23 protein-coding genes and 1 tRNA gene are annotated in these 25,781 nt (G+C 60.7%); 10 read left to right on the top strand and 14 right to left on the bottom strand.

Annotation, left to right across the window (positions count from 1 at the left end; genetic code table 11):
- Positions 1-81: 81 nt before the first annotated feature.
- The 3 genes from ACOBR2_RS19735 to ACOBR2_RS19725 are packed head-to-tail and all read left to right on the top strand — an operon-like array spanning position 82 to position 4,821.
- A complete protein-coding gene (locus ACOBR2_RS19735) occupies positions 82-1,155 on the top strand; it encodes a glycoside hydrolase family 53 protein (RefSeq protein WP_420237795.1) in 1,074 nt (357 codons plus the stop codon).
- Positions 1,152-4,118 carry a sensor histidine kinase gene (locus ACOBR2_RS19730; protein WP_420237794.1) on the top strand — a complete coding sequence of 989 codons (2,967 nt, stop codon included), beginning with the start codon at positions 1,152-1,154 and terminating at the stop codon, positions 4,116-4,118. Before ACOBR2_RS19735 ends, ACOBR2_RS19730 begins: the two co-directional genes overlap by 4 nt.
- 22 nt (positions 4,119-4,140) lie before the next feature.
- On the top strand, positions 4,141-4,821 hold the full coding sequence (locus ACOBR2_RS19725) for a response regulator (RefSeq protein WP_420237793.1): 681 nt from the start codon (positions 4,141-4,143) through the stop codon (positions 4,819-4,821).
- A gap of 377 nt (positions 4,822-5,198) precedes the next feature.
- Here the strand turns inward: ACOBR2_RS19725 and rocD are convergent, their stop codons facing one another.
- The 12 genes from rocD to ACOBR2_RS19665 all read right to left on the bottom strand — a co-directional run bounded on the left by rocD (position 5,199) and on the right by ACOBR2_RS19665 (position 13,954).
- Positions 5,199-6,413 carry an ornithine--oxo-acid transaminase gene (gene rocD / locus ACOBR2_RS19720; RefSeq protein ID WP_420237792.1) on the bottom strand — a complete coding sequence of 405 codons (1,215 nt, stop codon included), beginning with the start codon at positions 6,411-6,413 and terminating at the stop codon, positions 5,199-5,201.
- Positions 6,414-6,647: 234 nt separating this feature from the next.
- Entirely contained in the window at positions 6,648-7,403 is a 756-nt protein-coding gene (locus tag ACOBR2_RS19715) for a DeoR/GlpR family DNA-binding transcription regulator (protein WP_420237791.1), read from the bottom strand.
- Positions 7,404-7,485: 82 nt separating this feature from the next.
- Positions 7,486-8,613 (bottom strand): class II aldolase/adducin family protein, encoded by a 1,128-nt coding sequence (locus tag ACOBR2_RS19710; RefSeq protein WP_420237790.1) that lies wholly within the window; start codon positions 8,611-8,613, stop codon positions 7,486-7,488.
- 61 nt (positions 8,614-8,674) lie between these two features.
- Entirely contained in the window at positions 8,675-8,956 is a 282-nt protein-coding gene (locus ACOBR2_RS19705; RefSeq protein WP_420237789.1) for a EutN/CcmL family microcompartment protein, read from the bottom strand.
- On the bottom strand, positions 8,953-9,243 hold the full coding sequence (locus tag ACOBR2_RS19700; RefSeq protein ID WP_420237788.1) for a EutN/CcmL family microcompartment protein: 291 nt from the start codon (positions 9,241-9,243) through the stop codon (positions 8,953-8,955). Before ACOBR2_RS19700 ends, ACOBR2_RS19705 begins: the two co-directional genes overlap by 4 nt.
- Before the next feature lie 71 nt (positions 9,244-9,314).
- The gene (locus ACOBR2_RS19695) at positions 9,315-10,757 is read right to left on the bottom strand and encodes an aldehyde dehydrogenase (protein ID WP_420237787.1); all 1,443 of its coding nucleotides are present in this window, start codon (positions 10,755-10,757) and stop codon (positions 9,315-9,317) included.
- Between the two features lies 1 nt (position 10,758).
- Positions 10,759-11,055, bottom strand: a complete 297-nt coding sequence (locus ACOBR2_RS19690; RefSeq protein WP_420237786.1) for a EutN/CcmL family microcompartment protein — start codon at positions 11,053-11,055, stop codon at positions 10,759-10,761.
- Between the two features lie 68 nt (positions 11,056-11,123).
- Positions 11,124-11,396 (bottom strand): BMC domain-containing protein, encoded by a 273-nt coding sequence (locus ACOBR2_RS19685; protein ID WP_420237785.1) that lies wholly within the window; start codon positions 11,394-11,396, stop codon positions 11,124-11,126.
- Positions 11,397-11,417: 21 nt separating this feature from the next.
- Positions 11,418-11,687 carry a BMC domain-containing protein gene (locus tag ACOBR2_RS19680; protein ID WP_420237784.1) on the bottom strand — a complete coding sequence of 90 codons (270 nt, stop codon included), beginning with the start codon at positions 11,685-11,687 and terminating at the stop codon, positions 11,418-11,420.
- Positions 11,688-11,789: 102 nt separating this feature from the next.
- Positions 11,790-12,056, bottom strand: a complete 267-nt coding sequence (locus tag ACOBR2_RS19675) for a BMC domain-containing protein (protein ID WP_420237783.1) — start codon at positions 12,054-12,056, stop codon at positions 11,790-11,792.
- Positions 12,057-12,092: 36 nt separating this feature from the next.
- The gene (gene pduL, locus ACOBR2_RS19670; protein ID WP_420237782.1) at positions 12,093-12,743 is read right to left on the bottom strand and encodes a phosphate propanoyltransferase; all 651 of its coding nucleotides are present in this window, start codon (positions 12,741-12,743) and stop codon (positions 12,093-12,095) included.
- Between the two features lie 32 nt (positions 12,744-12,775).
- Positions 12,776-13,954, bottom strand: a complete 1,179-nt coding sequence (locus tag ACOBR2_RS19665) for an acetate/propionate family kinase (RefSeq protein WP_420237781.1) — start codon at positions 13,952-13,954, stop codon at positions 12,776-12,778.
- A 115-nt stretch (positions 13,955-14,069) separates the two neighbouring features.
- Between ACOBR2_RS19665 and ACOBR2_RS19660 the strand changes: the two genes are divergently transcribed.
- The 3 genes from ACOBR2_RS19660 to ACOBR2_RS19650 all read left to right on the top strand — a co-directional run bounded on the left by ACOBR2_RS19660 (position 14,070) and on the right by ACOBR2_RS19650 (position 17,957).
- Positions 14,070-15,422 carry a 4Fe-4S dicluster domain-containing protein gene (locus tag ACOBR2_RS19660; RefSeq protein WP_420237780.1) on the top strand — a complete coding sequence of 451 codons (1,353 nt, stop codon included), beginning with the start codon at positions 14,070-14,072 and terminating at the stop codon, positions 15,420-15,422.
- Positions 15,423-15,463: 41 nt separating this feature from the next.
- Positions 15,464-16,024, top strand: a complete 561-nt coding sequence (locus tag ACOBR2_RS19655; protein ID WP_420237779.1) for a BMC domain-containing protein — start codon at positions 15,464-15,466, stop codon at positions 16,022-16,024.
- A 361-nt stretch (positions 16,025-16,385) separates the two neighbouring features.
- Entirely contained in the window at positions 16,386-17,957 is a 1,572-nt protein-coding gene (locus ACOBR2_RS19650) for a hypothetical protein (RefSeq protein ID WP_420237778.1), read from the top strand.
- A gap of 9 nt (positions 17,958-17,966) precedes the next feature.
- On the opposite strand, the gene ACOBR2_RS19645 is transcribed toward ACOBR2_RS19650, so the two are convergent.
- Positions 17,967-19,331 (bottom strand): EAL domain-containing protein, encoded by a 1,365-nt coding sequence (locus tag ACOBR2_RS19645; protein ID WP_420237777.1) that lies wholly within the window; start codon positions 19,329-19,331, stop codon positions 17,967-17,969.
- 598 nt (positions 19,332-19,929) lie between these two features.
- Here ACOBR2_RS19645 and murJ point away from each other — a divergent pair.
- Positions 19,930-21,567 carry a murein biosynthesis integral membrane protein MurJ gene (gene murJ / locus ACOBR2_RS19640; RefSeq protein WP_420237776.1) on the top strand — a complete coding sequence of 546 codons (1,638 nt, stop codon included), beginning with the start codon at positions 19,930-19,932 and terminating at the stop codon, positions 21,565-21,567.
- 114 nt (positions 21,568-21,681) lie between these two features.
- Here murJ and ACOBR2_RS19635 read toward each other — a convergent pair whose 3' ends face one another.
- Positions 21,682-22,179, bottom strand: coding sequence for a bactofilin family protein (locus ACOBR2_RS19635; protein ID WP_420240044.1), 498 nt, complete (start codon positions 22,177-22,179; stop codon positions 21,682-21,684).
- Positions 22,180-22,448: 269 nt separating this feature from the next.
- Between ACOBR2_RS19635 and ACOBR2_RS19630 the strand changes: the two genes are divergently transcribed.
- The 3 genes from ACOBR2_RS19630 to ACOBR2_RS19620 all read left to right on the top strand — a co-directional run bounded on the left by ACOBR2_RS19630 (position 22,449) and on the right by ACOBR2_RS19620 (position 25,752).
- Positions 22,449-25,016: a ribonuclease R family protein gene (locus ACOBR2_RS19630; protein ID WP_420237775.1), complete on the top strand. Its 2,568-nt coding sequence runs from the start codon at positions 22,449-22,451 to the stop codon at positions 25,014-25,016.
- A gap of 231 nt (positions 25,017-25,247) precedes the next feature.
- Positions 25,248-25,520, top strand: a complete 273-nt coding sequence (locus ACOBR2_RS19625) for an oxidative damage protection protein (RefSeq protein WP_420237774.1) — start codon at positions 25,248-25,250, stop codon at positions 25,518-25,520.
- A 155-nt stretch (positions 25,521-25,675) separates the two neighbouring features.
- A tRNA-Pro gene (locus ACOBR2_RS19620) sits at positions 25,676-25,752 on the top strand.
- The last annotated feature ends 29 nt before the right edge of the window (positions 25,753-25,781 follow it).

Here is a 25,781-nt window from a genome sequence, read left to right as displayed (position 1 = left end):
GTTGCCGTTTTTTCTGGAGAGATTAAGCTACGCCATTCCTGCCATAAAATAAGCAGGGCTTTAGTACCTGAGGGAGATGCGATGCGAAAGCTGGGTCGGTTTTATCTGGCTGGATTGTTGTTGCTAGGTTTCACAATTCAGGCGCATGCGCAACAGTTTGCGGTGGGCGCGGATCTTTCCTTCCTGGCCAGCGCCGAGCAGCAGGGCATCGCCTTCAAGGAAGATGGTCAGACCCGCGACGTGCTCTCGATCCTGCATGAGCATCATTACAACTGGGTGCGGCTGCGCGTCTTCGTTGATCCCGCATCGAACCCCGACAAGCTGCCCAACGATCTGAACTATACGATTGCGCTGGCGAAGCGTGCGCAATCGCAGGGCTTTCATCTGCTGCTCGATCTGCATTACTCCGACACATGGGCCGACCCGGAAAAGCAGTTCACGCCTGCCGCCTGGTCCAAGCTCAAGCACAAGCAGCTTACTCAGCAGGTCTTCAATTACACACGTGACACGATTGCAGCCTTCGCGCAGGCCGGTGTGATGCCGCAGATGGTGCAGGTAGGCAATGAAATCACCCACGGCATGCTGTGGCCCGATGGCAAGTTGCCCGATAACTGGGATAACTTAGCCGACCTGCTCAAGGCGGGCATCACCGGTGTGGATGCGGGCCGTGGCGTTCTGCCGCATCCGCGCATCATGATTCACATTGAACGCTCGGGCGACTATGACGCGGCGGTTTGGTTCTATGACAATCTGATCGCGCGTCACGTCCCCTTCGATGTAATTGGCCTTTCTTACTATCCCTTCTGGCACGGCGATACGCACAAGTTGCGCGGCAATCTGCACGATCTGGCCTTGCGCTATCATCATCCGATCATCGTGGTGGAGACGGCCTTTAACTGGACGCCGGGGGACTTCATCGGCAAGAAGTCGGAGTTCCCGGAAAGCCCTGAAGGGCAGCGCGCATTTTTGCAGGCGGTTTACGATGCGGTGCGTGCCGTGCCCGATGGACTTGGTCAGGGAGTTTTCTGGTGGGAGCCGGCCGTTGCGCCCAGTCCCATTGCCGGCCGCGCCCTGTTTGACGATCAGCACAATGCGCTGCCCGCGCTCACGGTATTTGATCCCACGGCAGGAAGCAAAACAGGAAGTCAAAAATGACCTGTGCAGGCAGAACGCTAGTGCTGAAGTGCGTGCTGTTGCTGCTGGCCGCATGGTTGGTGGTTGCGCCTGTGCGGGCGCAGACGAGCAGTGCCCGCACGGCCGACGAGTGGAACTATACGGCGCACTCCTGGCAGCCGCAGAACGGTCTGCCCGGCGAAACCGTGCAGGCTTTTGCGCAGACGCCCGATGGCTACTTGTGGATTGGCACCAGCGAAGGGCTGGCGCGCTTCGACGGCGAACGCTTTGTTCTGTTCGCCCGCGAGAACACGCCGCAGATGCGCGAGAACAGTGTGTTTTGCCTGCTGGCCGGCAGGGATGGAACGCTCTGGATTGGCACCGAAGGCGGCGGTCTGGTGGAGATGCGCAAGGGGTTCTTTCGCCAGTACTCTGCCGCCGATGGTTTGACGGATGGCTTCATCCGCTCGCTCTACGAAGACCGCAGCGGCTCGCTCTGGGTGGCCACCGACAACGGACTCTTCCGCAAGAACGGTGCAAAGCTGGAGCGCATCGACAATCGTCCGTCCATGCCGTCGAATGCTTTTCATGCCGTGCTCGAAGACCGTCGGGGTCGCATCTGGGCGGGTGCGCCCAAGCTCTACGCCATCATCAACAGTCAGCCGCGCGAGTTTGCTTTGGACGGTACCGACAGCCAGAACCGCGTGAAGTCAATCCTTGAAACGGAAGACGGCTCCATCTGGGTGGGCACGGTGAGCGGTCTGCATCGTCTGCGTCCGGGCAGGGATCGTTTTGAGCGCGTAGCTGGCGTGTGGGGAACCATTCGCACGCTCTGTTCGGTTTCTGGCGGTGAACTGTGGGCGGGGGCCATTGGGCAGGGAATCTTCCGCATTCGCTTCGATGCGCAGGTAAGCAGCGTGGTGCATCTGGATGCGCCTTCGCCACAGGTCAGCAACACCATCCTCAGCATCTTTCAGGATGAGACGCACAACCTTTGGGTGGGCACGCAGGTGGGCATGGCGCGGCTCAATCGCACGCCCGTGCAGGTGCTCTCGCTGCCGCAGGCCGCGGACTCCGACTTCGGCACGGTCTCGCTCGATGCGGACGGCAGCTTGTGGGCCGCATCGAATCAGCTAGTGCATGTACAGGATGGGCAGGCCGTTTCCTCGCATCTTCCGGGGCTTGGCGATGCACGTGTGCGTAATCTTTTGCGCGCTCGCGATGGCTCGCTCTGGATTGGCACCGACGGCAGCGGACTCTATCGTATTTCCCACGCGGGCACGGCGCATTACACCATGCAGCAGGGACTGCCGAACAACTTTGTGCGGTGCATGATCGAGGCTCGTGATGGCTCGCTCTGGATTGGTCTGGACGAAGGCGTGGCCCACTTCAATGGCGCGAGCTTTCATAATCTGACCACGCGCAACGGATTGGTCTACTTCAGCACGCGCTCCATTCTGGAAGACCGCACCGGCGACATTTGGGTGGGCACTGAGCGCGGCGTCACGCATCTGCATCAGGGCCAGCCGGTGCAAGATGCCGTGACCGAAGCATTGAAGGAAGAGAAAATCTGGGCGCTGCATGAGGACGCCGATGGCGGCCTGTGGCTGGGCACACGCACCAATGGTCTGTATCGTTATCGCGATGGCTTGTTGACGCACTACACCACGGCCAATGGACTGGCCAGCAATAGCGTCTATTCGATTCTGGAGGATGAGCAGCACAACCTCTGGCTAAGCGGACCGCTGGGCGTGATGCTGCTGAAGCGCGCTGAGCTGGATGCGCAGGCCCGCGACGCGCACAGGGTGCTCTCGGTGCGCTTTTATCGCGGCGATGCGGGGGACAAGCCCACACTGTTTTACGGTGGCACGCAACCGGCGGGGGTGATCGCGCATGGCGAGGCGTGGTTCCCTACCAATCGCGGTCTGTGGCGCATTCGTCCCACGGAGTTTGACGTTCCGCCGCTCACGCATCTGAACATTGGCGGCGTTACGGTGGATGGCCGCGCAGCTCCGCAGCACGCTCCGCTGGAAATTTCTGCCGGAGCGGCGCGCATCGAGATTGCGTGGGAGCCCGTGATGCTTGGCTCGCAGGAGGATCTGCTGTTCCACTACAAGTTGGAAGGCTTTGACAAGGAATGGACCATGGCCGCCAGCACGCAGCGGCTGGCCACCTACACGAATCTGCCTGCGGGCCACTACACCTTTCTGGTGGAGGCCTGGCAGCGCGAACATCCCGAGCAGAGTGTGCGCGCCAGTCTCGAACTCCGCAAACGGCCTTACTTTTATCGCACGCCATGGTTCATTGGTCTTTGCATCCTGATTGCTGGACTGGTCGGCATGGGCAGCTATCAGGTGCGTATGCGACAGGTGCATGCGCGCTATGAGGCGGTGCTGGCTGAGCGCACGCGTCTGGCCCGAGAGATGCACGACACCTTCATTCAGGGTTGCGCCAGCGTCTCTGCCATGCTGGAGGCGGCTTGCGAAATCGATGATCAGGAAAGCCGCCAGCACATGATCGAGTACGCCAGCACGCAGATTCGCTCCACCATGGATGAGGCCCGGCAGGCGGTGTGGAATCTGCGCGGCAGTGAACAGGCACCCAGCAGTCTGCACGAGTGTCTGCAGCAGATGGCTGAGCGCGTGGGCCGCGAGTACGGCATGGAGGTCAGCTTCCGGCAGGAGGGCGAGCCCTTTGCGCTGGGTCAGCAGGCCGTGCATGAGCTGGTGATGGTGGCGCGCGAGGGCATTTACAACGCGGTGCTACATGGTGAACCACAGCGCATTACGGCGCTGCTCGGCTTTACCGCGACGCATCTGCAACTGCACATAGAAGACGATGGCCGTGGCTTTGATGCGAACGCTCAGACCGCCGAAGGGCACTACGGCTTGCAGGGAATGCGGGAGCGGGTTTCACGCTTTGGTGGCACCGTGGAAATCAGCAGCCAGCCCGGCCATGGCACTATGATTCGCGTGGAGATTCCACGCGCCCGGCTGCAAGCCTGAGCCGTGAAGAAGGGGGTTGCACATGCTTACTCTCGAAGCTGCACGGACAGTGGTTTCAGTGTCCGGCTATAATCTTCCCACCATGGAAGCGATTCGCATTTTGATCGTCGACGACCACCCCATCATGCGGGTGGGCATTGCCGCGTTGATCAGCGCGTCCAAGGGGATGGAGTGCGTGGGGCAGGCGGGCAGCGGTGAAGAAGCCATTGAAATGCATGCCCATCTGAAGCCCGACGTGACCCTGATGGATTTGCGCCTGCCCGGCATCGGCGGGGTTGAAACCATTCGCCGCATTCGCATGCAAGCACCCAAGGCGCGTTTTATCGTGCTCACTACCTACGAGGGTGACGAGGACATTCATCAGGCGATGGAGGCCGGAGCCAGCGGTTATCTGGTCAAGGGCCTGCCACAGGAGATGCTGGTGAATGCCGTGCTGCGCGTGCATGCCGGATCGCGCTACCTGCCGTCGCCCATGACCAAGGCGCTGGCGGATCGCACACCGGACTCCAGCTTGAGCGCCCGTGAGCGTGAGGTGTTGATGCTCGTCGCCAAAGGGCAGTCGAACAAGGAGATTGCCGCGACGCTGGGCATTACGGAAGCCACGGTCAAATGCCACGTGAGCGTGATTTTAGCGCGCCTGAATGCCGCCGACCGCACCCAGGCGGTGGTCAACGCCATCCGCCGCGGGCTGCTGCATTTTTAGAAAGCAGCTTTCAGCCGAAAGCTCTCAGCCGTCAGCGCATTGTGGTGGGAGGGCTTTGAAAGGGCACAACTTCAGTCGTGCCGCAAATGTGCCCAAAAGACGAGGGCTTTAGCCGCTGAGGGGATTTTCTGTGGGCTAGGCCCAAAAATCCCCTCAGCGGCTAAACAGGCTGCGGAAAAACTCTCTTGGGGCTCGGTTTTGAAAGGGCACGGCTTCAGCCGTGCCAAATAAACGCAATAAAATCAACGGGGCTTTAGCCCCTGAGGGACGTTTCTCTCCTGCCCCCCGCAAGGATTCAACCGTTTTTCCGCAGCCTGTAAAGCCGGTCCACTTTTGTTTCTCTTTCGGCACGGATAAATCCGTGCCCTTTCAAAGCATCACTTGGCCAGAACCTTGGCAATGCGTTCCATGGCCCAGTCAATCTCTTCGCGGGTGATGACCAGCGGCGGCGCAATGCGGATCACGTGGTCATGCGTTTCCTTGCACAGAATCCCCTCGACCATCAGCGCTTCGCAGTAGGGGCGGGCTTGGCCATGCAGCTCAATGCCGATCCACAAACCACGGCCACGCACTTCCTTGATGGCCGGACTCTTGAGCGCCTGCAACTTGCCGAGCAGGTATGCGCCCAGTTCCGCCGAGCGCTCCACCAGCTTCTCGTCCTTGAGTACCTGCAGTGCGGTACGGGCAACGGCGCAGCCCAGCGGATTTCCGCCGAAGGTGCTGCCGTGGTCGCCGGGGCGGAAGACGCCCAGAATCTCGCGCGAGGCCAGCACGGCGGAAACCGGATAGAAGCCGCCGGCTAGCGCCTTGCCCACGATCAGCACATCGGGCGTGATGCCTTCATGCTGATAGGCGAAGAGCTTGCCCGTGCGGCCAAGGCCCGACTGAATCTCATCGAGTGCAAGCAGCACGCGATTCTGGCGACAGAGTTCCGCAGCCTGCTGGAGGAAGCCCGCTGGCGGCATCACGATGCCCGCCTCGCCCTGAATCGGTTCCATCAGGAAAGCGCAGGTGTTGGGCGTGATGGCCTCGCGCAGCGCTTCAATGTCGCCGTAGGGAACAATCTTGAAGCCCGGCGTGAAAGGGCCGAAGCCGTCGCGGTACTGATCGTCGCTGGAGAAGCTGATGATGGAGATGGTACGGCCATGGAAGTTTCCGGCGCAGACGATGATCTCGGCCTGATTTTCCGGAATGCCCTTGACCTTGTGGCCCCACTTGCGCGCGGCCTTCAGCGCGGTCTCTACGGCTTCAGCGCCGGAGTTCATCGGCAGCACCATTTCAAAGCCGGTCAACTCGGTCAGTTCCTTGCTGAAGAGCGGCAGCTGCTCATTGCGGAAGGCACGCGAGGTCAGCGTGACCTTGCTGGCCTGTTCGTGCAGGGTGGCAAGAATTCGGGGATGGCAGTGGCCCTGGTTGACCGCCGAGTAGGCAGCCAGGCAATCCAGATAGCGATTGCCGTCCACGTCGTAGACCCACACACCCTCGGCACGCTCAATCACTACATCGAGCGGATGGTAGTTGTGGGCTCCAAATTCGTTTTCGAGGCTGACGAGTTCCTGTGTCCGGGTGCGCTGTTCCGTCTGTGTGCTCATGATCTTCTCCCCATTGTGCCTCAAGCGGAGGCTGAGAGGCAGGACGAAAAGGCCAAAAAGACGATCTGTACGGAGTTGAAGGCGGAAGTCCTGCCGGAATCCATAGATGCACTTATAGAATATGCCAGTACAGGGAGTTTTTGTTTTTCGAGGGAGCGGTGCTCAGAAAGTCTTGCCTATGCACTGTCCTTGCTTGTGCAAGCGCAGCGTCAGGCAGAAAGTCAGGCAGCAAAACTAGGCCAAAAGCACTTCCACGCCCTGCGAGCGGAGCAGTTCAACGTGCTCGGGGGCGATGTCGCTGTCGGTGACGACGACGCTGGCCGCGCTGAGCGGCGCAACCGGAATCATGCCGCCGCGGCCGAACTTGGTGTGGTCCGCCACGATGATGGTGCGGGCCGCTACTTCAATCATCTTCTGCTCGCTGCCGACCACCAGTGTGTTGTTGTTGGTGAAGCCGGCCTCGCTGATGCCGCCAATCCCCATGATGACCACATCGGCGCGAATGCCGGAGAGCATCTGTTCGCAGAAGGGCCCAAGCAGCACGCGATGGCGTGGGTCCAGATAGCCGCCGGTCAGCGTCAGCTCAATGTTGCGCAGCGACTCCAGCCGCTCGGCAATGGGCAGTGAGTTGGTGACGATGTGCAGTGACTTGACGGCCAGTTCGCGGGCTACCGCTGCCACCGTCGAACCACCGTCGAGCAGCACCGTCTGGCCATCGTGAATCAGGCTGGCGGTTAGGCGGGCGATGCGGTCTTTCTCCGTGGCCTGATGCACGGCCTCAGCAGGAGCCTCAAAGACCTTGGGCTGCTGCTGTTGCGAAACCGCTCCACCGTAGACGCGGCGCAGAACCTTGGCCGTTTCCAGCAGGTCCAGGTCGCGACGCACGCTGGACTCCGAAGCTTCGAGCTCGCGGCAAAGGGTTTCGATGTCGACGAAATCGCGAGCCTCAAGCATCTGCCGGATTCGTAGCTGTCGTTCTGCTGCTTTCATCGTTTGCGCCTGTGCGTCGAAGCTTGTCTATCGAAGCTAATTCGATTTTACAGTGCGAGCCAAGTTTCTTCCGTGTGCCGTACTACTTTGCGCCGAGGGCTGCCATCACCGCATCGGTTACGGACTGGACGATTCCCTCCACTTCCGCCGCCGATCCAGCGCGTGGCGTCATATTCACGCCGTCGCAGGGTGCGGGGGTGACGGCAATCGCGTTGGGCATTTGCAAATCGCTGAGTTGGCACTCCTTCATGCGCTCGGGATCAAAGCGCGCATCGGGCAGGCCCAGCTTCTTCTTGAGGGCCAGCAGGTCAGCGCCCTGCTGTTCGCTGATGTAGCTGATGGGCACGCCCAGTTGGGTGGCATTCATCAGCGTCCAGCAGTAGGTGTCGAGCACCTCGGCGTACCACTCGGCGTGCATCACGGTATCTGCCCAGCAGAGGATGCCATGATTGGCCAGCAGTACCGTGTTGTGTTGACGCACGTAGGGAATCACAGTCTGCGCGAACTCCGGCGTGCCGGGAGTTTTGTAGGGCGAGAGCGCCACCTTGCCGACGAAGACCTCGAACTCCGGAATAATCATGTTGGGCGGCACCTTGCCGGTGATGGCGTAGGCCGTGGCATGCGGTGGATGGCAATGCACCACCGACTTGGCCTCGGGCACATGCTTGTAGACCTCAAGGTGCATCAGAATCTCGCTGGTGCGTGGACGGCGACCGGCAATCTGGTTGCCGTTCAGGTCCACCAGGCAAATGTCCTCGGGCGTCAGATCGAACTTGCTGAGTAGCGTAGGCGTACACAGCACTTCGTTGGGGCCGATGCGATAGCTGATGTTGCCGCCATTGCCATCGACGAAGGCGCGCATCCACAGCTTCTTGCCAACCGTGCAGATTTCGCGCTTGATGGCTTCGGCTTCGGGTGTGCTATAGAGTCTGGCATTGGGCGCGGGCAAGCCGCCTACGCCAGCCACGGGCGCGAGTGCTGGAGTGGAAGACGCGACGGCAGGCGCAAGCGCCGTGGTGGACGTTTCGCATGAGCCGCAACGCTCCAGCGTGAGGTGGCGCTGCTCAATCAGGTCGCGGGCCGAGGGCGTAATCACGCAGTTCTCAGGAACAATCAGGCGGGTGGCACCAGCCGCGATGGCCTCGTTCACATCGCGTAGCGCGATCACTTTGCAGTTGGTCAGAGGAATGCTTTTGGCTTCGTTCGTCACTTCGTCCCCTCGCATGAAAATCTCTCGGAATGAAAATGGCCGAGTATAAAAAACGTTTGGGTTATGCGTCGATAGCGTCGACGATCAGGGCGCAGTACGCGTCGACCGGCACATTCTCCGGCCAGAAGGGGTTGGCAGCCTCGCGGCCTTCGGTGAAGGCGACAATCTGGCCGATGCCAGCGCCCAGTTCATCCACGGCGATCAGCGCCTTGCCGCCGCCGCGACCATTCCTGGCGCGCAGATTCTCCATGGTGATGGGCTCAATTGCAACCAGACGGCGGCCGCGATAGGAGTCGATCGCCGGAGTCAGCGTCAGATGTCCACGCACATAAGCAAGCCTCATGCCGCACCTCCAATGCCGTGCCCCGGAGCCTGCACGCGATCCACCACGCCCGCCACCACCATGCGTGCCGGAGTAGTGTTGCCGAGCTTTTGCCGCGCAATGTCGCCGTCAGTGGAAACCAGCACAATCGAGCCCTTGCCTGCGCCGATCCAGTCGAGAATCACGATGGGTTCTTCCGCAGCAGAGCCGTCGTGTTCCAGCCGCAGCGCCAGCAGAAACCGGCAGCCCGTCAGCGTCGGATGCTTGACGGTTGCCACCACGGTTCCTTCAATGCGGGCTAAAAACATGGTTCGTGCTCCGGAAACGGCTTTCAGCTCTCAGTTTTTAGCTGACGGCTGAAAGCTGAGAGCTGCATCTTCTAGATCATGCGCAGCGCGTTGCCCACCACCATCTGGCGTTCGCGCGTAAAGGTGAGCGGCGTGGTGATGCCTTCGCCGGTGGGCGTTGCAATGGTGTGGCTAAAGTAGCCCGGTCCGCCTACGCCCAGCGAGGCTGGCGAAGCCGCGTTGTGCAGGAAGAGCGTCGTGTTCATGGCGCGGGCCATCTTCGTTGCCGTTTCCACGTTGCGCGTGTGAATGAGGGCGGTGTGATGATAGCCATGCTCGGCGCGGACCGCCGCCGCAATGGCGGAGTTCACGCAGGGCATGCGCACAATCGGCAGAAAAGGCATCATCTGCTCTTCCTGCACAAAGGCATGGTCCTCGCTGGTTTCGCCAAAAAGCATCTCGGTTCCGGCGGGAGCCTGTACGCCAGCCGCTGCCGCAAGCACTGCAACATCCTTGCCGACGAAATCTTTTTTTACATGGGCGCGGGCGCAACCGCCAGCGGGTTTATCAAAGCTGAAGGCTGCCTGTGTAAGCCGATCGATGGCGGCGGAGTCCAGTTGGTAGGCTCCCGCGCGGCGCATGGCGGCAATAAATGCATCGGCCACGCTGGCCACCACGAAGACTTCCTTTTCGCCAATGCAGAGCAGGTTGTTATCGAACGCTGCGCCCTCGATGATGCACTTGGCCGCATGATCCAGATCGGCCGTCTCGTCCACCACCACGGGCGGATTGCCCGGACCTCCTGCGATCACGCGCTTGCCGCTCTTGGCTGCGGCCTTGGCCACAGCCGCGCCACCCGTGCAGCAGAGCAATGCAATCTTGGGATGATGGAAGATCTGCTCGGCCGCTTCAATGCTGGCGCTGGTAGTGGTGGTGAGCACATTGGCCACGCCCAGTTCGCGCTCAATCTCGCGGTTCCACAACTGCAGCGCATAGCGCGCCACCTTCTGCCCGGAAGGATGCGGACCGAAGACCGCTGTGTTGCCAGCAGCCAGAATGTTGATCGCATTCGAGGCCATCGTCGGCACCGAATGCGTGACCGGCAGCATCATGCCGACGACCCCCCAGGGTGCGTGCTCAATCAGACAGAGGCCGGTGTGATTGGTGCGGGCCTGGCTTTGCAAAGCCTCCACGCCCAGCACGAAACGCATGTTGGTGAGCTTGGCGATCTTGTGATCGAGGCGGCCAACCTTGGTCTCCTCCATCTCCATCTTGCCCAACTCTTCGCGGCGGTCGTTGCAGATGCGGCGAATGATGTCGATCATTCTGCCACGATCTTCCAGACTCATGGCAGCCACTTTTTTCTGCGCCTCGAATGCGGCGCTGGCCGCTTCATCGACGGTGGCAAAGACGCCGTCCTGCCCGGCGAAGCTTGTTGCCGCAGGCGATGGAGTGATCTGCTCACGCAGCCGTGCCACTACCTCGCGCGCGATTTCCGCAATCATCTGCTGCGATACGGACTGCTCGATTTGCATGTTATGGCTTCTCCAGAACTGCGCCTTCGACCTCGAGAGCATCCACAATGCCCACCAGGACCGCATCGACCGGCGTGTCTTTTGTTGTGGGCGTCAGGCGCGCGCTGCTGCCCTGCGTAAACAGAACGCACTCGCCCACGCCGGCTCCCACGCTATCGACGGCCACGACGGAACTGCCGGAGATTTGCAGCGCACCATCCCTGACGACGTACGGCTGCACCAGCAGTAGCTTCATGCCGCAGAACTTTTCGTTCTTCTGCGTGGAGACCACGTTTCCGATGACTTTTGCAATGAACATTGCGAACCTCTTCCGCCCCGACCTTGCGCTAATTCGCCCGACGCAACGCGCTGCCGCGTCCGGGGCGATTACTTTGGCAACACCAGGCCAATCGAATCGCTGGGGCGGGCAATCACATGCACGCTCTGTACCTCGCCTGCCGCACGGGCCGCAGCCGCGCCCGCATCCACTGCCGCTCGCACGCTGCCCACATCGCCGCGCACAAAAACGCTGCACAGACCGCTGCCAATCTTGTTCCAGCCCACAAACTGGACGCTGGCTGCCTTCAGCATTGCGTCCGTTGCCTGCACCAGGGCGATCAGGCCCTTGGTCTCGATCATTCCGATTGCTTCATTTGCCATGGGGTCTCTCCGCTTCCGCTGCTACTTCAAAAAGCTTTCAACAAGTGCGTCGTGGGGCCGCGCAATCACGTGCGACGAGACCAGCTCGCCCACGGCCTTGGCCGCAGCCGCGCCCGCATCCACTGCCGCTCGCACGCTGCCCACATCGCCGCGCACAATCGCGGTCACAAAGCCGCCGCCAATTTGCACGGTTTTCACCAGCTCTACGCTGGCCGCCTTGACCATGGCGTCGCTGGCCTCAACCAGTCCGACAAGGCCCTTGGTTTCGATCAATCCGATTGCCTGACTCATGTCGCTCCTCAAAGCAGCTTCCAGCTTCCAGCCTCTAGCTTTTAGCTCTCTTGCTGCGGTTGGCCTGCGTGGCTTGCACTGCAGGCGTTACTCTTTGGTGGTTTACTGCACAAAGGAGGGCAGCTCGTCGTGGGGACGGCTGATCACCTGCACGGCAACCACTTCGCCAATGCGTCCCGCGGCTTCGGCACCGGCGTCGGTGGCCGCTTTCACGGCTGCAACGTCGCCTTCCACAAAGGCCGTCACCAGACCCGAGCCGACGCTCTGCCAGCCGGTGAAGGTCACATTTGCACTCTTGAGCATGGCGTCAGTGGCCTCAAAAAGTGCCACCAGACCCTTGGTCTCAATCATTCCAAGCGCTTGTTTCATCGCTTCCTCTCTTCTTTGTAGCGTTGTTGCGTTGGCTTACCGGAACAGTTCAATCTCTTTGGTTAAATGCAGACCGCAGGCGTTGGCCTCGTCGGTGTCCATGTGTACGTTGAGGCGGCTGGTGGGGTCAATGCGCACATGAACGTTGTTAAAGGTGAGTCCGGCCTTGCCACCAATCCGCAGCTTCATGCGGTCGCCTTGCGCAACGCTGAACTGCGCGGCCTCAGCGGGGTTCATGTGTACGTGGATGGCTGCGCGAATCAGCCCCTGCTTCAGTTCGACCACGCCTTTGGGTCCGACAATCACCGCGCCGGGTGTGTCCTCGATGTTGCCCGACAGGCGCACCGGAACCTCATTGAAGCCGAGCATGATGGCGTCGGTGAAGGCCAGTTCCACCTGCGACTGCTTGCGCATGGGGCCAAGGATGCGCAGGTTGCTGATGACGCGCCCACGCGGGCCGACGATGGTCACCATCTCCTTGGCCGCGTAGTTGCCCTCCTGATAGAGCGGGCGCTCGACGGTCAGCTCGCTGCCCGCTCCGAAGAGCACGTCCATGTCTGCGCGGCAAACGTGCATGTGGCGCGAAGAGGCCTGCACCACCAGCTTGGAAGCGGCTGTTGCCCCGCCCAAGCGCTTGAGCACCACGTCACGCACAATCTGCTCGACTTGATTTCTGTTGATCTGCACTGCGTTTGTCCTCGAAAAACAGCTTCCAGCTTCTAGCACCTGGCAGTTAGTCTCTGTTCCCTGTTCTCTGTCCCCTGCCCTTCAACCACCGCCGTCGTCTCCCGCGCCACGATGATCTCTTCATTGGCGGGCACAACGTGTACTGCAACCGGTGAGCCCTCGGCGCTGATCGGTCCCTCGCCCCGCAAGCTGTGGTTGCGTCCTGCATCGAAGTGCACACCGAAGGCCGTCAGGTTTGCGAGCACTCCGGCGCGCACCCATTGCGAGTTTTCGCCAATGCCGCCCGAGAAGGTGATGACGTCGACGCCGCCCATGTTCACCAGAAACGCGCCCAGGTAATGGCGGATGGAGCGCACAAAAACATCGAGCGCCAGCTTGCTGCGCGCGTCGCCAGCGGTCGCGGCTTCTTCCAGGTCGCGCACGTCGCCGCTTTTGCCGCTGATGCCGGCCAGCCCCGATTCGTTCGCCAGTCTGCGGGCCATCTCGTCCGGGCCAAGGTCCAGCTTCTTCATCATGTGCAGCGCGGCAAAAACGTCCAGGTCGCCCACGCGGTTGTTCTGCGGCAGGCCCGACTGCGGCGATGTGCCAAAGCTCGTGTCAAAGGCCACGCCATTCACAAACGCCGCCACGCTGGAGCTTCCGCCCAAATGGCAGCTGATGTGCCGCACCTCTTCGCGGCCCACAATCTGCAGCGCCCGTTCGCTGGCCGCGCGGTGGCTGGCTCCGTGAAAGCCGTAGCGGCGGATGCCGTAGCAGGTGCGCCACTCGTAGGGCACAGCGTAGGTGGTGGCCGCTTCGTCCATAAAGCGATAAGGGCCGGTTTCGATGACCGCTACCAGCGGCACCGTGGGCAGCAGTTCGCGGAAGGCGCGCATGGCGGCCACGTAAGGCGGATTGTGCGCCGGCGCCAGAAAACGAAACTCCTCCATGGCAGCCAGAAACGCATCGTCGATGATCTGCGGATGGTTGAAGGGGCCGGCGTGGACGGCCTTGAAGCCAACCGCGTCGATCTCTGCAATGCTGCCGAGCGGCCTGCCGGGTCCGGCAATCTCGCCCAGGCATTGGGCAATGGCCGCCGGGTAGTCGGCGCAGCTGCCGCCGGGTTGGCCAATGCGCTCCACCTTGCCCTGCGCCAGCACGGTTTCCGCAGGCATATCAAGCACGCGGAACTTGAACGAGGTGCTACCGATGTTGGGGATAAGACATTTCATAGTGAAAGACTCTGATTGATTCTGCATAGTACTCACGCAAAAACAGCAAAGTCAACCGTTTCTTTTTTGAAAATTTCTGCTATTGTGTTGGATGACTTTGAAGGAAGTCAGCAGAATGGCTCCAAAATTCCCTGTTTCTGCACCCGACCCTGCGGCCAACCTGCCGCAATCCACCACTTTGCAGCGAATCGAAGAGCTGGGCGTGGTGGGAGCAGGCGGCGGCGGTTTTCCCACCGCGGTCAAGCTGAAGAGCCGGGTTTCCACCGTGATTGCCAACGCCGCCGAGTGTGAGCCTCTGCTGCACAAGGACAAGGAGCTGCTGCACCACTACGCCCAGCCCTTCCTGCGCGGCATGGAGCTGGCCATGGAGTTGGTGGGCGCCAGTCAGGGCGTGGTGGGCGTCAAGGAGAAGTACCACGCGATCATTGACGAACTGACCCGCATCGCTCCCGCCAGCATTCGCATCGCCCCGCTGCCCGACGTCTATCCGGCGGGCGACGAGTTCATTCTGGTGCATCTGGTCACGGGGCGCGTGATTCCTCCCGGCGGCTTGCCCAAAGATGTGGACGTGGCCGTCAGCAACGTTGAAACCTTCCTGAACATTGCGCTGGACCAACCCGTGACGCACAAATACCTGACGGTGGCTGGAGCCGTGGCCAACCCCGTGACCCTTCGAGTGCCCATCGGCATCACGATTGGCGAGGCGCTGGAGGCAGCGGGCGGCGTTACGGTAAGCGACTTTGGCGTTCTGCTAGGTGGGGTGATGATGGCGCGGCCCGCGCTCAGTCTGGACCAGCCTGTCACCAAAACTACCGGCGGCATTATCGTGTTGCCCGCTGAGCACAAGCTGATTGAGCGGCATCGCGCCCCGTGGCAGCATGTGGCCAAGATCGGCCGCTCGGCCTGCGACCAGTGCCGCTTCTGTACCGAGTTCTGCCCGCGCTTTTTGCTCGGCCATCCGATTGAGCCGCACATGGCCATGCGCTCACTGGGCTTTGCGCAGGGGGCCGACTCGATGGTGGCGGGCACGCTCTACTGTTGCGAATGCAATCTCTGCTCGCTCTTTTCGTGCCCCGAGGATCTGGACCCGAAGAACGTCTGCGTACACTCGAAGCCGGTGGCGCGGGAGCGCGGACTCACCTGGAAGGGCACGCCCGACCAGATTGAGCCGCACCCCATGGCCGAGTTTCGCCGCATTCCCACCCGCCGCCTGATGGCCAAGCTGGGGCTGGGGGAGTTCAACAACGTGGGGCCTTTGATTGCCCACGAATTCCATCCCAAACAAGTAAAAATCCTGCTCAAACAACATGCCGGAGCGCCTGCCGCAGCGGTTGTAAAAACCGGTGACCGGGTCGCCGCGGGAGAGTTGCTTGCGGCAACGCCGCAGGGCCAGTTGGGTGCAAGAATTCACGCCAGCATTGCCGGTGTGGTGCGCGTAGAGAAGGACGCGGTGGTGATCGAGGCGTAGCTTCCCGCAGTAGTGCGGGCGCAACAAGAAGGAGCTGTACCGTGGCAGAAATCAACTCCATTGGACTGATCGAGCTGTCGAGCGTGGCGACTGGCTTTCTGGTCGAAGACACGATGCTGAAGGCGGGCTCGGTTGAACTGCTGCTGGCCCGCACCATCTGCTCGGGCAAATTTCTGATCGTCGTCTCGGGCGACGTGACCAGCGTGCAGGCCGCGCTGCTGGCCGGGGCGGGCGTGGCCGGAGCCTCGCTGATCGAGCGTCGTCAGATTGCCCGTGTGCATCCGACCGTGCTGCAGGCCATTGCGCAGGCGGTGGACTTCGATCAGAGCCAGTTGCGTTCGATCGGAATCATCGAGACATTCTCGGCGGCCAGCATCATCGAGGCGGCCGATGCGGCGGTGAAAAGTGCCGACGTGGTTCTGCTGCGCGTACATCTGGCCATGGCGCTCGGCGGCAAGGGCTTTGTGGTGATGGCGGGCGATGTGGCCAGTGTGCAGGCAGCCGTGGCTGCGGGCGCAAAGGCCGCGGGCGACGACGGCATGCTGGTGGGCAAGGGCGTGATTCCCGCTCCCTCCCGCGAGCTTTTCCGCGAGTACATTTAGACGGCAGGAACTATTGATCCGGCAAATCAATTCCACGACTCTTTGGGTGCCCCACCCTCACCACGCCTTTGTTTTTGTGGCGAGGGTGGGAAAGCACGAAAACACTCTTTAGTTTCCGGATCAATAGGGGCCGGGGGATAGGCTTCAACGCATGGTTTTTGGGTGGAGGGAGCAGAGGCATTCATGCCTCTGAAAACCACCTGTCGCCATCGGGCCTTCAGGCCCGGGCTATGCTTTCAAGCGCAGAATTCAGGCGTGTATTTACATGCCTGTTCATCTTTTCGGCACAGCCTTCGGGTAGGATGGACGCGTTCGTATTTTTGCCTTTCAGAATCAAGATAAATTCTTGCGAGGCTCTGTCATGCCGATACGTCGCTCGATTTCCATCCTTCTTCTGCTTGCGGCACTGGTCGCAACCGCTTCGGCGCAAAGTCGCTGGGCCTACTTTGGCCCGGATGGCAAGCTGGTCTACGCCCGCTCTCCGCAGGGCGACCGCATTGCGGATTTCTCGTTTGCGGGCTACCAAGGCGGCGGCGTGCGCTTGCCCGATGTGCCCACCCGGCGCACCGTTGCTCCTTCGGGCGGGGACGATACGGCGGCCATTCAGAAGGCCATCGACGAAGTTTCGGCGCTGCCACTCAAAGACGGTTTTCGCGGTGCGGTGGAACTGGCTCCGGGCCTCTTTCACTGCGCCCAGACGCTGAACATCACGGCATCCGGCGTGGTGTTGCGGGGCGCGGGCATGAGCGCGGGAACGGGTGCGGACGGCAGCACGATTCAGATGACCGGCGATCCGCATCTGGCCATTCACGTGGCTGGCCTGTTGGACCTGAAGTACACAGGACCGCAGACCGTTGCCGCCGACGCCTACATTCCCTCAGGTGTGCGAACCCTTCGCGTGGCCGACGCGCATCTGTTGCATGTCGGCGATACGGTGGTGATCCGCAAGCCGGTTACCAAGAGCTGGGTCCACTACATGCGCATGGATGCGATGCGCCGTGACAACAAGGACGAGAACTGGGTGAACACCGATCATCTGGATGTGCGGCGGCACATTCTGGCCATCCAGGAGAACGTTCTTCTGCTGGACGCGCCGCTGATGGACAACTACGACGCGAAGTTTTTCGAGGGCCAGCAACCACCGGTGATTCGCGTGGAAGTGAGTGGGCAGATTGCGCACGCGGGCGTGGAGAAGCTGCGCATTGTGGCCCCCAAACGCAGTATCCCGCTGGGCGGTCCGGAGTTTGATGGCGTCTTCATGGAGGACGCCGTGGATAGCTGGGTGCGCGAGGTAGCTGCCGAAGAGACCACCAACGGCATTCACATCGACAAGGGCACGGAGCGCGTAACCGTGCTGCAGTGCGACGTGCAGCAGCATGTGCCGGTGACCACCCCCGGCAAGCCCTTCGAGTATTCCACCAACGGTAGTCAGATTCTCTTCGATCGCTGCACCGGCTCCGGCAACAACACCTTCTACTTTGCTACCCAGGCGCGGCAGCAGGGGCCGGTGGTGGTGTTGCATTGCAGCTTTCATGGCGATGGCCACATTCAACCCCATCAGCGCTGGTCGCCGGGGATTCTGATCGATAGTTGCAGTGTGCCGGGGGGTGGAATCGATCTGCGCAATCGCGGTGAGATGGGCTCGGGCCACGGCTGGACGACCGGCTGGTCAGTAGCCTGGAACAATACAGCAGCCACGCTGGAGATGAACGAGCCGCCGGGAGTGGCCAACTGGTCGATTGGCAATCGCGGCTCACAGAGCAATCCGCCCATGCCGCTCTTCGGCGAAGACAAGCATAGCAATCTGGACGGCATACAGCTGAGCGGCGCCATCACAGAATCGTCCGGTAAGCCGGTCAAGCCGGAGAGTCTGTATCTGGAGCAACTGACAGAACGGCTGGGAACGCAGGCAGTAAAGAATCTAGGCTATTAGAACAAAAAGCTATTGGGATTGCCGTTCAGGATCCGGCAAAAGGCGGCCGGGCAGGCGTAACAGGTGAGAGATGGACTCGACCGGCAACGGATGGGCGAACAGGTAACCCTGTCCGAAGCGGCAACCCAGACCACGCAGCAACTGGTATTGCTCAACGGTTTCAATGCCCTCGGCCACCACGTCCATGCCCAGCACGCGGGCCAGTTCGATGATGGTGCGCACAATCTGCAGGGCCTGATCGCCGTCGGTCATGCGCCCCACAAACGAGCGGTCAATCTTGAGCACGTCAAAAGGGAAGGAATGCAGATAGTTCAGGCTGCTATAGCCGGTTCCAAAGTCATCCATCAAAAGTGAAATTCCCAGACGACGCAGGCTCCCCAGCACTTCGAGGGCGGTGTTGATGTCGGAGATCAGGCTGGACTCGGTCATCTCCAGGCCGAGCTGGCGGCTGGGAATGCCCTGCTGGCGCAGCAGTGCCTCCACATGATCGGCCAGACCGTGTCGGGAAAACTGGCGTGCGGAAAGATTCACGCACACCCGCAAGGAGTTCAGCTTGTCGTCTTCGGCATTCCAGCGGCTGATCTGTCCACAGGCTTCGGCCAGTCCCCAGTCGCCGATGGGCATGATCAGGCCGCATTCTTCGGCAATGGGAATAAAGTCCATGGGTGGAATCAGACCGCGCTCCGGGTGACGCCAGCGAATCAGCGCCTCAACGCCCACAATGCGCCGGGTGCTTAGTTCGACTTCCGGCTGATAATAAAGGACAAACTCCCGCCGTTCGAGCGCACGGCGCAGATCTTGTACCTGTGGCCATTCCTTGTTGCTTTCGCGTCGATCCGTCTGAAGCGGCTTTTTGTTGATTTTGATGGCGCGGCGCAGTCTGCGCAGTTCCAACTGGCTGGCCACCATCTCGGCCATGCTTTCCAGCATGCGCAGCTCATCAATCGACATCTTGCGCCGGACCTGGCTGTTGAAGACCACCAGTTCGCCCAGAATGTAGCCTTCGGAAGAACGTATGGGCACAGCGGCCAGCGAATGTACTTCCAGACGGCGCAGGCTCATCCACTCGCAGCCAAAACGCTGATCGCGCAGCAGATCGGGCACGATGATCGGCCCGTTTGCCTGTAGAAGCATCTCAAAGATGGAGCGCTGGCGGGGCAATTCGCGCACGGATTCGCCCCAGAAGGACTTGAACCAGACCCGGCTTTCATCGCCAAATCCCAGTAGAACGGTGTCGGCCTGGAAGTATTCAGCACACAGTCGCGTGATCGCATCAAAACTTGTTTCAGGCTCTGTGTCGAGAATTCCCGTGGCTGCCAGAGCTGCCAGCCGAGCATTCTCACCTTGCTGATCGAATTTGCCTTTCTCCAACACTGCCTGTGGCATTGAACCCGGTCCTGATGGCCTTGCGCTTTTTGCAAAGGCTTCTTTTTCTGTTTCTACGGATGTTCCACAGTCCTTTTGAGAAAAGTGGACGCACTCCCGGGATGACTCCCGATTCTGCTTCCGATTTTCTCCATCTTTTCTGCTCAAAACTGCGTCTTTCGCCTTGAGCATTTTCGGAATTGCTGTAGACCGAAAGCTGGATGCTAAGTTCCTTTTTCCTCAAGAAAAAGGAACCTTGCAAGCCCCCTTAAAAGCCTACGTATATTCCCAAAATGCTCTAGTTCCAGCCTTGTATTTCAAGGGACGCCTGACGACAGAATCCCTACGTTGGTAGAAGTTCGCTTGGTTCTGCGTACTTCCACGTCCTCTTGGGTCCGTATATTTCTTATCGGTAAAGCTCATCTTCCCATGAGGGATGTTCCTGCCTCTTTGTCCCATTCAGGAGGAAAAACATGCTAATTTTCATGAGATTTCTTCGAGGTTCTTGCATTTGCACCTGTTTTTGTGCAAACGTGTGCCCCTTATGGGCCTCTTCTGCCGCGCGGAATTGCCTGCCGTGTTGGCCCGCACCGTAAAATCATTAGAAGTGGCAAAATTAGCGAACAATCGGCAGGCAGAGCAAGCGCGTTCCTGGTGGGCGCGTGCTGTGGGCTTTCTACGTCCATCGCACAGGCATTCGGTCTTTTCCGCCACCCTGTTGCTCATGGCTTCCACCTTTCTGTCGCGCATCATCGGTCTGGTGCGGGTCAAGTACATTGCTTGGCTCTTCGGTAGTGGGATGCAGGCAGATGCACTTACGGCTTCTTTTGTTTTGCCCGACATGATCAGTTACTTCCTGGTCGGTGGCGCAGCTTCCATTTCATTTGTCACCATTCTGACGCGCTACCGCGAGTCAGGCCGTGAGGACGACGGCAACCGCTCGCTCTCGGTGATTCTGAACACCATGTATCTGGTGCTGGGCGGCGCAATTCTGGTGGCGGAAGTGGCCGCGCCCTACTGGGTGCATTGGTGGTTTGCCGGTTTTGACGCTCCCAAGGCCGCGCTCACCGTCAAGTTGACGCGCCTTCTGCTGCCGGCGCAGTTGTTCTTTTTTGCAGGCGGCGTCTTTGGCTCGGTGCTGCTGGTGCGCAAGCAGTTCAGCGTGCAGGCCGTTACGCCGCTCATCTACGGTTCAGGAACCATCGTTGGCGGCATGTTGCTGTTCAAGCACATGGGCGCATCCTCGCTGGCCATTGGCACGGTGGCCGGAGCGTTTTTGGGGCCGTTCCTGTTGAACTGGATCTTTGCCCATCGGGCCGGAGCGCGCTACCAGTTTCTGCTGGACTTTGAGGATGAGGGCCTGCGGGAGTGGGTCAAGCTCTCGCTGCCGCTAATGATCGGTGTCTCGCTGGTCACTTTCGACAACTGGTTTATCTCCCACTTTGCCTCGGGCACGAACGGTGCCGTGGCTCTGATGAACTACGCCAAACAGCTGTTCACGGCGCCCACCTCCATGCTGGCGCAGGCAGCGGGCGCGGCCTCCATGCCTTTTTTTGCCAGCCTCTGGACCCAGAACAAGCGCTTCGAGTTTGCCACCGGTGTGGCTGATTCGGTTTCGCGGGTGGCCTCGCTGGGCCTGTTGGCCTCCAGCGGCATGATCGCTCTGGGCCGGCCGCTGATTGCCCTGATCTTTATTGGTGGCAAGTTTTCGGCCGCCGATGCGGGGCTTTGCTCCGCCTATTTCACGGTCTTCTCGCTCACCCTCTTCCTGTGGGGAGCGCAGTCCATCTATGCCCGTGCCTTTTACGCCGCAGGCAAAACGATGGAGCCGGCCGTGATTGGCACCATTATTACTGTCTTCTCGTTCCCGGTCTACGCGGCGCTCTATCACTCCATGGGGGTGATGGGGTTGGCCGTGGCCTCCAACATCGGTATTACCCTGCAGACCATCAGCGTGGCTATCCTGCTGCATCAGCGGCACATGGTCTCACTGGCCAGCCTGGATTTTGACGAGCTGGGCCGTTGCCTGCTGGCGGGTGTAGTGGCTGGCGGCGCGGTGTGGACGGCGGCATGGGCAACCATGCGGGGAGCCTCTGCGCTACATCTCAGCCTGAATTCCCGACCGCTGAATGGGGCGATTCTGGTGGTGGGCAGCCTGCTGTGGACGCTGTTGACCGGCTGGGTGCTGGAAAAATCCGGCTCTGCCCTGCCCCGCGTGGTGCTGCGTCGGCTCAAGCTGATCTAGCCCCATTCAGAGAGCAGAGAGCTGTGTTCCGTCTCAATAGAAAAACCGCAGACCAGGATGCTTCCCAAGGGAAACACACGGCCTGCGGTTGAACGGGTTCTTGTGCGCGGAGGGTTACGACTGCGCCGGACGGGTCGGCTCTGCGGCGGGAGTAGATGCCGCGGAACCCTTCGACTCTACCTTGCGAATGTCGATGCCGCCCTTGAAGTAAGCTCCATCTTCGATGCTGATGCGAGCCGCCGAAACGTCGCCGGTCAGCGAACCTTCGGCGCGAATGTCAACGCGGTCGCTGGCCGCGACGTTGCCCTTGATCTTGCCAAGGACGACGATCTCGCGGGCCGTGATGCTGGCTGCCACCTGACCATTGCGGCCCACCGTTACGCGGTTGCCGGGCAGGTTGATGCTGCCTTCCACCTTGCCATCGACGAACAGCGACTCGCTGCCGCTGATTTCACCCTTGATCAACAGCCCCTTGCCGATGGTGGCCTGCTCGCCCTGCAGGGCGGAGGAGGCACGGTTGGGAGCTTCGAAGGCCGGGGCCGGGGTCGCCGGGCGGGCAGGTTCCGGGCTGGGAGAAGGAGTAATCGAACCGGACTGGCTGGGTTTCCACATTGCGCTCAAGATGAATTTCCTTTTCTGTCCTATGGTGGACGATGGGATTCCAGGACTGTGCCCTCGTCTGGAGGCCAATCCTGTTCAACCGTATCTCACACACCCGCCGACCCGCCCGAGCCTGGCTCTGGCTTTGCCTATCCGACAGATGCTTTGCCGCTATTTTAAGACCATTCCCGGCTGTGCGACGAGTCCTTCCCGCGTACTCCCTGCAAAGTTCATCGTCTGGCAACACTTTTGCGAGGGCCTTTTGGCCTTACTCTGGAGGTATGACGGATCGTGAATTGGTGGCGCGCATTGCCCGTTCGACTGGTGGCAAGGCAGGATACAAACAACTGGTACGGGAGCTTGGCTTAAGCGGTGGCCGTGAACGGCGCTTGCTGCTGGAACAGCTGGCCCGACTGGTGTTGCGCGGCAAGCTGGTCAAAATTGACCGCGAGATTTGGGGGCTGCCCCGCGCCAATTCCGGCTCACGCGAGGAGCTTACCGCAGGTAGGCTCGACTTGCACCGCGACGGCTTTGGCTTTGTCCGGCCGCTCACCCGGCAGGCCAGTGGCATTCAGGAAGATATTTTTATTCCACCGAGTGAAATCAACGGGGCCATGCAGGGCGATCAGGTGCTGGTGGAGGTGGGTCCGCCCAAGGCCGACGGCCGCCGCCAGGGTCGCATTGCCCGCGTGGTGGAGCGGCACAACCCCACCGTGGTGGGTACCTTCCGTCTGGCCCGCTCCAGCCGGGCCATCGGCCACACCGTGCTGCCATTCGACGAGCGCATGAACGGCCCCATCCTGATTCCCTTCGATCAGCCGATTCCGCTGCGCATCGAGAAAAAAGATCGCGTGATGGGCAAGGAAGCCGAAGCTGCCGTGCTGAAGATCGAGAGCGAAGAGGATCTGGAGGGCCTGGTGGTGGATGTGGAGATCACCCAGTGGCCCACCATGACCAGACCCGCCATCGGCAAGGTGGTTGAGGTGCTGGGCGACGCCGACAGTTTTGGCGTGGATGTGGAGATGATGATCCGCAAGCATCGCCTGCCGCACACCTTCCCGGACAATGTGCTGGCGGAAGCGCGGGCGGTGGCGCATCTGGATCCGGAAGAAGTCGCGGAACGTCAGGACTTCAGAAATCTGCCCATCGTCACCATCGATGGCGAGACGGCCAAGGACTTTGACGACGCCGTGCTGGTGAATGAGCGCGAAGACGGCGGCTGGAGCCTGCAGGTACACATTGCCGACGTGGCTGAGTACGTGCGGGAGGGGACGGATCTTGACTTGGAGGCGCGCCTGCGTGGCACCAGCGTCTACTTCCCGGATCGTGCCATTCCCATGCTGCCGCAGGAGCTTTCCACCGACATCTGCAGCCTGCGCCCCGGTGAAGATCGCCTGACGCTCAGCTGCCTGATGGAGCTGGATGCGACCGGTCGCATCCAGAGCTACGAGATTGTGGAGGGCGTGATCCGCTCGGCCGCCCGCATGACCTACACCGCCGTCCACGCCATTCTGGAGGGCGATGCCGAGACGTGTGCGCGTTACGCTGAGCTGGTGCCTGCCTTCCAGCGCATGCAGCGGCTGGCCGCGCTCATGAACAAGCGCCGCCATCAACGCGGCAGCATCGACTTTGACCTGCCCGAGCCGGTGATCGAGTTCGACGAGCAGGGTGCCATGAAGGGCGTCACCCGCGCCGAACGCACCTGGGCCAATCGCCTGATCGAAGAGTTCATGTTGGCCGCCAACGAGTGTGTGGCCACCTGGCTGGAAGATCTGGGCGTGCCCTCGCTCTACCGCATTCATGAAAAGCCCGAGCCCCGCCGCGTGGTGGAGTTTGAGGAGCAGGCCGCCAGCTTTGGGCACTCTCTGGGCTTTGGCGCATTGCCGGTCAAGCGCATCACTACCCGGGGCGACCGCCGGGATTCCGCCCGCAGTGGCCGCAAGGCGCGCACGCACGAAGTGGCGGAAGACATTCCCGTGACGCCGCGCATGTATCAAAAACTGGCCGCCCGCATCGAGGGTACGCCGGAGGAGCGCATCCTCAGCTATCTGATGCTGCGTTCGCTGCGGCAGGCCCGCTACAGTGAGGCCAATGAGGGCCACTTTGCCCTGGCCGCGCCTAGCTACACGCACTTCACCTCGCCCATCCGTCGCTATCCTGACCTGATTGTGCACCGCATCAGCAAGCACTTGCTGCGGGCTGGCGTCGTGGGTAAGGGAGAAGTGGCCAAAGACCGTCACGACTCGCCCTGGACCCATCCCAACGAAGGTCTGGCGGGCATCACCCTCAGCCGCAAGCGCCACGGTGGTGAGAAGTTTGAGGATGCGCCCCCCATCGCCGAGCATGAACTTGCCCAGATCGCCGAAGAAGCCAGCCTGGCCGAGCGCCGCTCCGCCGAAGCCGAGCGCGATCTGATCGAGTGGAAAAAGGTGCGCTTCATGCAGGACCGGGTGGGCGAAACCTTTGCCGGTCTGGTGCTGAATCCTTCCAAATATGGCCTGTTCGTTGAGCTGATCGACATGTTTGTCGAGGGGCTGGTGCCCATTGAGTCGCTCCGCGATGACCACTACAGCTGGCGCGAAAACACCCACGAGATCATGGGCGACCGATTGGGTCGGGTCTTCCGCGCCGGCGATCTGGTCGAGGTCGTGCTGGACCGCATTCTGACCGGAGAGCGCAAGCTGCAGTTTTCGCTGGTTGAGGAGGGGATTCCACTCACGGGAAAACCCAGTCGCCCCGCAACCAAAAAGTCAAAGAAGCAGCGCAAAAAGGAAAAACGCCAGGGCAAGTCCCATCCGGTTTCTTCCGGCAGGAAAAAGGTCAAGCTCCGCACCAACAGAGGGCGGTAGCGTACATTCTGAATTTGCCTGAGGGAAGCCACTGCTTCCAGAGTGGCATTGGAAGAAGGTCCTGTTTCTGGGCTGCGAAAGAACTCGTTACGGAGGGAGCCGGGGCCTTTAGGCCCCGGATGCATGGAAGCTCGAATATCGCCTTTAGGCGCGGGCTTTTTCCCCCAGCCTGTAAATCCCCAGAAATTTTGCAGGCTCGCATCCCCTACAATAAAAGTGGGAGTTGAACCGATGGCGCACACTGTTTTTTGCGTTCGTTACAAGAAGGAGATGGAGGGCTTGGAAGAGCCGCCCTTCGACTCGGAGCTGGGGCAGAAGGTCTACAAGAACGTCAGCAAGACGGCCTGGGACGAGTGGATTGACCGCCAGCGTATGCTGCTCAACGAGTACCGCTTGCAACCCTGGACCCCGCAGGCCCAGCAGTTTCTGGTCGAGCAGATGGACGCCTTCCTCTTTGGCGACGGTCTGGCTCTGCCCACGGAGTACGTTCCCCCCACCAAGTAGTTTTCTTGCGCGGCAGGCAGGTTTGTTTGCTGAATGGGAAGGGGTTTTCCTCAGTCGAGTGGCGGAAGGGACCAGGAACCGTTCCCCATCGAACGAATTCTGTTGTACACTAAAACTACCCTGAAGCCGGCTCGACCGAGCCGGCTACCTTGTGTCGGGACGTGGCTCAGCCTGGTAGAGCACTCGCTTGGGGTGCGAGGGGTCGGGAGTTCGAATCTCCCCGTCCCGACCAATTAAATTTATTCAGCAGATGCGGCCAGA

Origin of the sequence: Telmatobacter bradus (assembly GCF_048629425.1) — a bacterium.
Classification (GTDB): Bacteria; Acidobacteriota; Terriglobia; order Terriglobales; family Acidobacteriaceae; genus Telmatobacter; species Telmatobacter bradus.
This window is presented reverse-complemented; position numbering and strand designations above follow the sequence as displayed.

Excerpts from the sequence above, each read along its gene's own strand:
- ACOBR2_RS19735 (WP_420237795.1), top strand. The coding sequence starts at position 82 with ATGCGAAAGCTGGGTCGGTTTTATCTGGCTGGATTGTTGTTGCTAGGT.
- ACOBR2_RS19730 (WP_420237794.1), top strand. The coding sequence starts at position 1,152 with ATGACCTGTGCAGGCAGAACGCTAGTGCTGAAGTGCGTGCTGTTGCTG.
- ACOBR2_RS19725 (WP_420237793.1), top strand. The coding sequence starts at position 4,141 with ATGCTTACTCTCGAAGCTGCACGGACAGTGGTTTCAGTGTCCGGCTAT.
- rocD (WP_420237792.1), bottom strand. The coding sequence starts at position 6,413 with ATGAGCACACAGACGGAACAGCGCACCCGGACACAGGAACTCGTCAGC.
- ACOBR2_RS19715 (WP_420237791.1), bottom strand. The coding sequence starts at position 7,403 with ATGAAAGCAGCAGAACGACAGCTACGAATCCGGCAGATGCTTGAGGCT.
- ACOBR2_RS19705 (WP_420237789.1), bottom strand. The coding sequence starts at position 8,956 with ATGAGGCTTGCTTATGTGCGTGGACATCTGACGCTGACTCCGGCGATC.
- ACOBR2_RS19700 (WP_420237788.1), bottom strand. The coding sequence starts at position 9,243 with ATGTTTTTAGCCCGCATTGAAGGAACCGTGGTGGCAACCGTCAAGCAT.
- ACOBR2_RS19695 (WP_420237787.1), bottom strand. The coding sequence starts at position 10,757 with ATGCAAATCGAGCAGTCCGTATCGCAGCAGATGATTGCGGAAATCGCG.
- ACOBR2_RS19690 (WP_420237786.1), bottom strand. The coding sequence starts at position 11,055 with ATGTTCATTGCAAAAGTCATCGGAAACGTGGTCTCCACGCAGAAGAAC.
- ACOBR2_RS19685 (WP_420237785.1), bottom strand. The coding sequence starts at position 11,396 with ATGGCAAATGAAGCAATCGGAATGATCGAGACCAAGGGCCTGATCGCC.
- ACOBR2_RS19680 (WP_420237784.1), bottom strand. The coding sequence starts at position 11,687 with ATGAGTCAGGCAATCGGATTGATCGAAACCAAGGGCCTTGTCGGACTG.
- ACOBR2_RS19675 (WP_420237783.1), bottom strand. The coding sequence starts at position 12,056 with ATGAAACAAGCGCTTGGAATGATTGAGACCAAGGGTCTGGTGGCACTT.
- ACOBR2_RS19665 (WP_420237781.1), bottom strand. The coding sequence starts at position 13,954 with ATGAAATGTCTTATCCCCAACATCGGTAGCACCTCGTTCAAGTTCCGC.
- ACOBR2_RS19660 (WP_420237780.1), top strand. The coding sequence starts at position 14,070 with ATGGCTCCAAAATTCCCTGTTTCTGCACCCGACCCTGCGGCCAACCTG.
- ACOBR2_RS19650 (WP_420237778.1), top strand. The coding sequence starts at position 16,386 with ATGCCGATACGTCGCTCGATTTCCATCCTTCTTCTGCTTGCGGCACTG.
- ACOBR2_RS19635 (WP_420240044.1), bottom strand. The coding sequence starts at position 22,179 with ATGTGGAAACCCAGCCAGTCCGGTTCGATTACTCCTTCTCCCAGCCCG.
- ACOBR2_RS19630 (WP_420237775.1), top strand. The coding sequence starts at position 22,449 with ATGACGGATCGTGAATTGGTGGCGCGCATTGCCCGTTCGACTGGTGGC.
- ACOBR2_RS19625 (WP_420237774.1), top strand. The coding sequence starts at position 25,248 with ATGGCGCACACTGTTTTTTGCGTTCGTTACAAGAAGGAGATGGAGGGC.